Annotated in this window: 5 protein-coding genes; all 5 read right to left on the bottom strand. The window is 26.3% G+C overall.

The features are described from left to right. Positions 1–324: 324 nt before the first annotated feature. The gene (locus tag V6137_RS20205; protein ID WP_425449750.1) at positions 325–1761 is read right to left on the bottom strand and encodes an extracellular solute-binding protein; all 1437 of its coding nucleotides are present in this window, start codon (positions 1759–1761) and stop codon (positions 325–327) included. Between the two features lie 207 nt (positions 1762–1968). Beyond that, entirely contained in the window at positions 1969–2946 is a 978-nt protein-coding gene (locus tag V6137_RS20210) for an Rpn family recombination-promoting nuclease/putative transposase (RefSeq protein WP_425449751.1), read from the bottom strand. 162 nt (positions 2947–3108) lie between these two features. After that, the gene (locus V6137_RS20215; protein WP_425449752.1) at positions 3109–4482 is read right to left on the bottom strand and encodes an extracellular solute-binding protein; all 1374 of its coding nucleotides are present in this window, start codon (positions 4480–4482) and stop codon (positions 3109–3111) included. 140 nt (positions 4483–4622) lie between these two features. Continuing rightward, positions 4623–5588, bottom strand: a complete 966-nt coding sequence (locus tag V6137_RS20220; protein ID WP_425449753.1) for an Rpn family recombination-promoting nuclease/putative transposase — start codon at positions 5586–5588, stop codon at positions 4623–4625. A 141-nt stretch (positions 5589–5729) separates the two neighbouring features. Then, a complete protein-coding gene (locus tag V6137_RS20225; RefSeq protein ID WP_425449754.1) occupies positions 5730–7112 on the bottom strand; it encodes an extracellular solute-binding protein in 1383 nt (460 codons plus the stop codon). Between the last annotated feature and the right edge of the window lie 150 nt (positions 7113–7262).

Consider the following 7262-nt stretch of genomic DNA (forward strand, 5'->3'; position numbering starts at 1 on the left):
AATCTCTTTTCTTAAAGTGTCATCAGATGTTGTTTTCTTTTCATTACTATCTGTAGCACATCCAGATAAAAATACTAATAATACCATAATTACGATCAATATAACTATTCTCTTCATAAACTCCCCCATCTTTATCTTTTATTGGTAATTATGTTGTTATAAGTAATTATATCGTATATTTTACACAAAGTACACTTTACATAGAAAAACTATTATATATTAATTTAAATTTATCTTAATAATAAAAATAGCGGTCACTAATAAAAACCAAGTTGTCGCCACAATAATTAACAATTAACCATTCACAATTAACAATTGTCTTCCCTATTCATTTAAATATATATTATACTGATTCTCTAACTCCTGTAACTTTCTTTCTAACTTACTATCACTGTACTCTTCATCTGCAAATACTAGCTTAAATATATCCTTATATAGCTTATTTCTTAGAGTAAACATTTTCATATTTTGGTCTTTATATACTATCTTAGTCTTATATTCTCCACTCTTTATTTTTTCTAGTTGATATTCTTTTAACTGTAATGCTTTTTCATTAAAGTCTCCGTTTTTTTCGACTTTTTTGATTTTATTTTCTATATTTTTATTTACAGGATAAAATCGACTTCCAAGCTTTTTGAAATCAGCATAAAGTTTCATCTGGGTTTTATCACTTAAAATATAATTTAAAAATTTTATAGCATTATCTATATTCTTGCCATTTTTATTTACTAAAAATCCTGCTAAATATACATTCTCACCTCTAGCCCCAGTATAAGGTAGTACTGCTTTATTTTTTCTTATTTTATTGTCTAGTGTTGAAGTATATAATCCATTCTCTGATGGATAGTGGAATATATAGTTTAATGGTAAGCTATCAAAATTATTGTACTTTGTCTGTTCCTCTTTAGTTAGATTATTAAAGTCAAAGAATATTTTATAATAATCCTCCTCTTTTAAATTATTTGGAACTTCATATTTGCCATATAAAAATTCATCTCTTAAATCTTTGATTGTGTCTTTCACTTCTTTAGTATTTATATTGGCTTTTTTACTTTTCATATCTATAATATCTATTTCATTAATCTTATGATAATATGTTTCACTAATTAAACGGCTTTTAAGTTTTCTTCCATTTTCCTTTAACCACTTATCTCTAATAGTTATATAATCATCCCAACTCCAATTTAAGTCGGGTTCTTCTATCCCCATTTTACTGGATTCATATTTGTTCAGCTCTATAAAATTCGTTTCCATACCTATAGGAACAAAATAATTATTTTTATCCCTAATAGAATCATATATATTATCTAAGTTCTCTATTTTCCCCTCTAAATTTAATGCAACTCCACTTTCTGTATATATCTTGGTAGGCATATTATAAAAATATATTAAAGTTGGCCCCTTATCCAAATATAACTTGGTATTCAACTTTTTTATAAACTCCTGCTGATTCTCTGCCTCTATCACATCGTATCTAATATTTATTCCCGTTTTTTCTTTTATTTTAGCAAGTTCTCCCCTTAACATTGGAAACTTTATTTGCAATTCCCAGTAATAAGGATCCCATATAGCTATTGTAACTTCATCTTCCTTTACACCTTTTTTATCATCAATGCTGTCATTGGAGTTATCTTCTTTATTTTCAATTTCTTCTTTCAAAGAATTATCTGATGTTATTTTCTTTTCATTGTCACCTGTAGTACATCCAAATAAAGATGATAGTGATGCCATAACTAAAATTATTATGACTACTCTTTTCATAAAATTTCTCCTTTCTTTTTTAGTTTATATTGGTAATTATGTAGTTATAAGTAATTATATCATATCTTTTGCGTTAAGATATGGGCTATAAAGGAGAACCCATCATTAAGTACTGCTATATAATCAAATACAATTACCTAAAAAAATAAAGCACCCTAGAACAACTGTGTCCATTAGGTGCTTTTAGCAAGTTAAATCATATTTTCCTTAGTGTCTTTGCTTATTTATTTTCTTTTTTAAACTTAATACTTCCTTCTCATTTAATCCCGTTATATTTACTATCATATTAATGTCCAACTCTTCTTTTAACATTTTCAAAGCTATCTCTATAGCTTTATTTTTTTCTCCTGTTCTGATTCCTTTTTCTATTCCTTCTTTCATTCCTTCTTTTTTAATATTATCTAATGTTCTTTCCAAATTATGAACCATTTTATCTACCTCCTTTTGATTAGATTTATCTAAAACTTCATCTACATCCTTTTCCATGTCTTTATCTAATCTGGGCTTAATTATCTTTTTTAACCACTGTTTAAATACTTCAAATTGTTCTGGACTTATTTTCTTTAATATATATTTCATCTTTGTTAGTCTTCTTATTAGTTCTTTTTGGTCTATTTCTTGGTCCAATAAAAATATTGATGATACCAAATTTGAAAGATTATATAGCTCTTTTTCCTCATATCTATTTATGTCAAATAATATATAACTAAAGTCTAATATATTATCATCAAATAGTTCATATCCATTTAATATCTCTTTAAAACTTCTACAAGCTGTCCAATTATTTTTACCGTTGTATAAAACTATCGGTATAATAGATGGTAATCTAAAGCCTTTTCTTCTTTTTTCTCGCTTTGTAGTATTTTTTAATATTTCTCTCCATATCTCTGTCATATAAAATAACAATCTCATTGGCATCTGAAAGTCAACCTTAGACTGAAATTCTAATAGTACATAACATATTATTTCTTTTCCACCTACATTTATCTTATATACAATATCCGACTCCTCTTCTTCAAAGTCTCCCAAAATATATGATTTGTTTACTAATGTTAAATTTTCCTCTTTTATTAATTTCACCCACTCTTTATTAACAAAACTTCTTAATAACTCTAAAAAAGTTTCCTTATGGGAAAATATATGTTTATATCCTACGTCATGGGGATGGTGTATATTTCTATCCATCTTATCACTTCCTAAATTACTTATTAACTATATTATATCATATTTTAAAATTTTGAACCCTTATTATGTGATAACAAAAACGGCGACACCTCCTAAACCTAAGTTGTCGCCACAATAATTAACAATTAACCATTCACAATTAACAATTAGCAATTGTACTCCCTATTCATTTAAATAAACACTATACCTATCCTCTAACTCCTTTAACTTCCTGCTTAATTCTTCATCACTATATTCCTCTTCTGTAAATATAAACTTAAATAAGTCTTTATAGAGTTTCCTTCTTAAGTTAAATGTCTTTAATGTTCTATCATTTCTATATAATTTTGGTTTTATTTCTCCTTTTTCCATTTTGTCATGTATATAATTTTTAAGCTCTGTAACCTCTGGCTCTAAATCCTGCTCTGACTCTATTTTGTCTATATCATCTTCTACTGTTTTTATTACTGGAGCATATGTGTACTTACCTTTATACATTTTCATTTGAAATTCTTCTCCCAAAAGTCTGTTTAAAAACTTATATCCTAACTCTTTATTTTTCCCATTTTTATTAACTATAAACCCACCTAAATCCACATTATATTTAGGATGTTCAATATTTGGAAAGCTTATCCTATCCTCCATAATACCAGTTTTTATACTAGCTGTTTTTAACCCATTAGATGACATAGAATTGAAATAGTAGATTGACATCCCTTTAGTCCTAAATTCTTCATATTTACTTCTGTCCTGATGACTAAAATCAAAACAGGCTTTATAGTAGTCTTCATATGTAAAGTCATTTGGCAAAATATATTTTCCTGAATATATTTCCTTTTTCATAGTCTTTATATTTTCTCTCATTATTTTAGTATCTATGTTTATTGCTTTATAATCTTCACTAAATATATTCATATTATTCAACTTATCTGTTACTATATCACTTACATCACTCCATGAGATTTCTATTGGGGCATTGTATTCTACCCATTTTTTTCTTATATCATAGTATTCATCTGCTGTTAAGTTTAAATTAGGCATTTCTATATTTAGTTTTTCTATCTGACCTTTATTAAATGACGTACACAAATACCTTGCACCTATAGGTACAAAATATACTTCATCTTCTAAATAAAAGTCATATATATTATTAATATTAGGTACCTTATCATTATCTATTTTCTCTGCTATTCCTTTTTCTTTAAACATTTTATAAATAAACGACATATCAGGTATCCGTATAAGGGTAGGACCTTCGTCTAAATATAACTTAACATTTAGTTTATCCAAAAACTCTTTATAATCCCTAGCCCTAATTACATCAAATTCAACTATTATATCGCTAATACCATTATATGTACATACATCATCAAACTCAGCCATATCAGCCACTTTTTCATTATAATAATACATATCCCATACAGCTATGGTTATCTCTTTATCTTCTACTTCTTCACTATTAGTACTCTCTACCTTTTTACTATCGATATCATCTTCATTTGTACATGAAGCTAGTAGTAACATAATAGAAAATATAATGCATAATACTTTTTTCATATCTATAACCTCCCTATATTAACTCTTATATATATAAGAGTATTCAATATATGGAAAAGTTCATTTTTTATGTAAAAAATAAAGCACCTCAGAACAACTGTGTCCATTAGGTGCTTTTAGCAAGTTAAATTATATTTTCCTTAGTGTCTTTGCTTATTTATTTTCTTTTTTAAACTTAATACTTCCTTCTCATTTAATCCCGTTATGTTTACTATCATATTAATGTCCAACTCTTCCTTTAACATTTTTAAAGCTATCTCTATGGCTTTATTTTTTTCTCCTTTTTCCATCCCTTCTTTTATTCCTTCTTTTTTAATATTATCTAATGTTCTTTCCAAATTATGAACCATTTTATCTACCTCCTTTTGATTAGATTTATCTAAAACTTCATCTACATCCTTTTCCATGTCTTTATCTAATCTAGGCTTAATTATCTTTTTTAACCACTGTTTAAATACATCAAATTGTTCTGGACTTATTTTCTTTAATATATATTTCATCTTTGTTAGTCTTCTTATTAGTTCTTTTTGGTCTATTTCTTGGTCCAATAAAAATATTGATGATACCAAATTTGAAAGATTATATAGCTCTTTTTCCTCATATCTATTTATGTCAAATAATATATAACTAAAGTCTAATATATTATCCTCAAATAGTTCATATCCATTTAATATCTCTTTAAAGCTTCTACAAGCTGTCCAATTATTTTTACCATTGTATAAAACTATCGGTATAATAGATGGTAATCTAAAGCCTTTTCTTCTTTTTTCTCGCTTTGTAGTATTTTTTAATATTTCTCTCCATATCTCTGTCATATAAAATAACAATCTCATTGGCATCTGAAAGTCAACCTTAGACTGAAATTCTAATAATACATAACATATTATTTCTTTTCCACCTACATTTATCTTATATACAATATCCGACTCCTCTTCTTCAAAGTCTCCCAAAATATATGATTTGTTTACTAATGTTAAATTTTCCTCTTTTATTAATTTCACCCACTCTTTATTAACAAAACTTCTTAATAACTCTAAAAAAGTTTCCTTATAGGAAAATATATGTTTATATCCTACGTCGTGGGGATGATGTATATTTCTATCCATCTTGTCACTTCCTAAATTACTTATTAACTATATTATATCATATTTTTAAATTTTGAACCCTTATTATGTGATAACAAAAACGGCGACACCTCCTAAAACTAAGTTGTCGCCACAATAATTCACAATTAACAATTGTTTTTCCTATTCATTTAAATATATATTATACTGATTCTCTAGCTCCTGTAGCTTTCTTTCTAACTTACTATCACTGTACTCTTCATCTGCAAATACTAGCTTAAATATGTCCTTATATAGCTTATCTTTTAGTATATATATGCTCATATTTTGATCTTCATAGGTTAATTTAGGTTTATTTTCTCCACTTTTTATTTTTTCTAATTCTTCTGCTTTTATCCTCAATGCTTTATCATTTAAGTCTCTATTTTTCTCAAGCTTTTTTATTTCATCTTCTATATCTTTATTTACTGGATAAAAAGATAGTACATACATTTCTATTCTTGTATTATAAAGCCTCATCTGTACCTCATCACTTAATAAGTAATCTATAAGCTTTACTCCCTCTTCTATATTTTCCCCATTTCTATTTATTAAGAAGCCTCCTAATGATAAATTTCTATCTCTATTTTTAATGTTAGATACTATCATACCGTTTTCTTCCTCAATAGTTTTATCTATAGCATATGGATATAATTCGTTTTCTTGTGTATATATATATATATAATTTTGATTATATCTTATAAAATTTTTATATCCTTCCTTCTCCTGTTCTGATATTTTTTTAGTGGTGAAATATGCATTATAGTAATCTTCCTCTTTAAAATCTTTTGGCAATATATATTTTCCCCCAAAAAATTCTTTCCTTAACCCTTTAATGCACTTTTTTATTTCTTCTGTATTTATATTTGCTTTTTTATTTTTTGTGTCTATAATATCTAATTGATTAATACTATAATCATAAATCTTTCTTATAAATTGACGTCTTAGCTTCACTTCGTTTTTCTCTAACCATTTATCTCTAATATTTTTATAATCCTCCCAGCTCCAATTATATTCTGGTTCTTTTATATCTAAATAAGCAAATTCATCTTTATCTATTAAACAAATTTCTTTGTTCATTCCTATAGGAATAAAATAATTATTTTTATCTTTTATAGAATCATATATTTTATTTAAATTTTTTAATTTCCCATCTAAATTTAAAGCCACACCACTATCTGTATATATCTTTATTGGGGTTTCACAAAGGTATATTAGTGTAGGTCCCTTATCTAGATATAATTTGGTATTTAACTTTTTAAAAAACTCTTCTTGAGTTTCTCCTTTTATAATATCATACTTTATTTTTAATCCCGTTTCTTTTTCAATTTCATCAAGACCATATACTAGCATTTTAAAGTTTACTTGATAATAATGATAGTCATCCTCCCAAATAGCTATCGTTACCTCATCTTTATTTGTTTCTTCTAATAAGTTATTTGAAATTGATTTTTTATCAGTGTCTCCTTGGAAACATCCCGATAAGATCATTACTAATAATATAAAAGATATAAATATTCTTTTCATTCCATCCCCTCCTAATTTATAAGGGTTTTGTCAAAAGTTTTATCAAAAAACCTTGACAAAACCTTTATTTTTACAAATTTATATATAAAATACTTGCCACCCCCCAAAAATAGGGTACAATTTTATTGACAAGATAAAATTAAGACCAAT

It is taken from the genome of Dethiothermospora halolimnae (assembly GCF_037577855.1).
GTDB classification, from domain to species: domain Bacteria; phylum Bacillota; class Clostridia; order Tissierellales; family VENL01; genus Dethiothermospora; species Dethiothermospora halolimnae.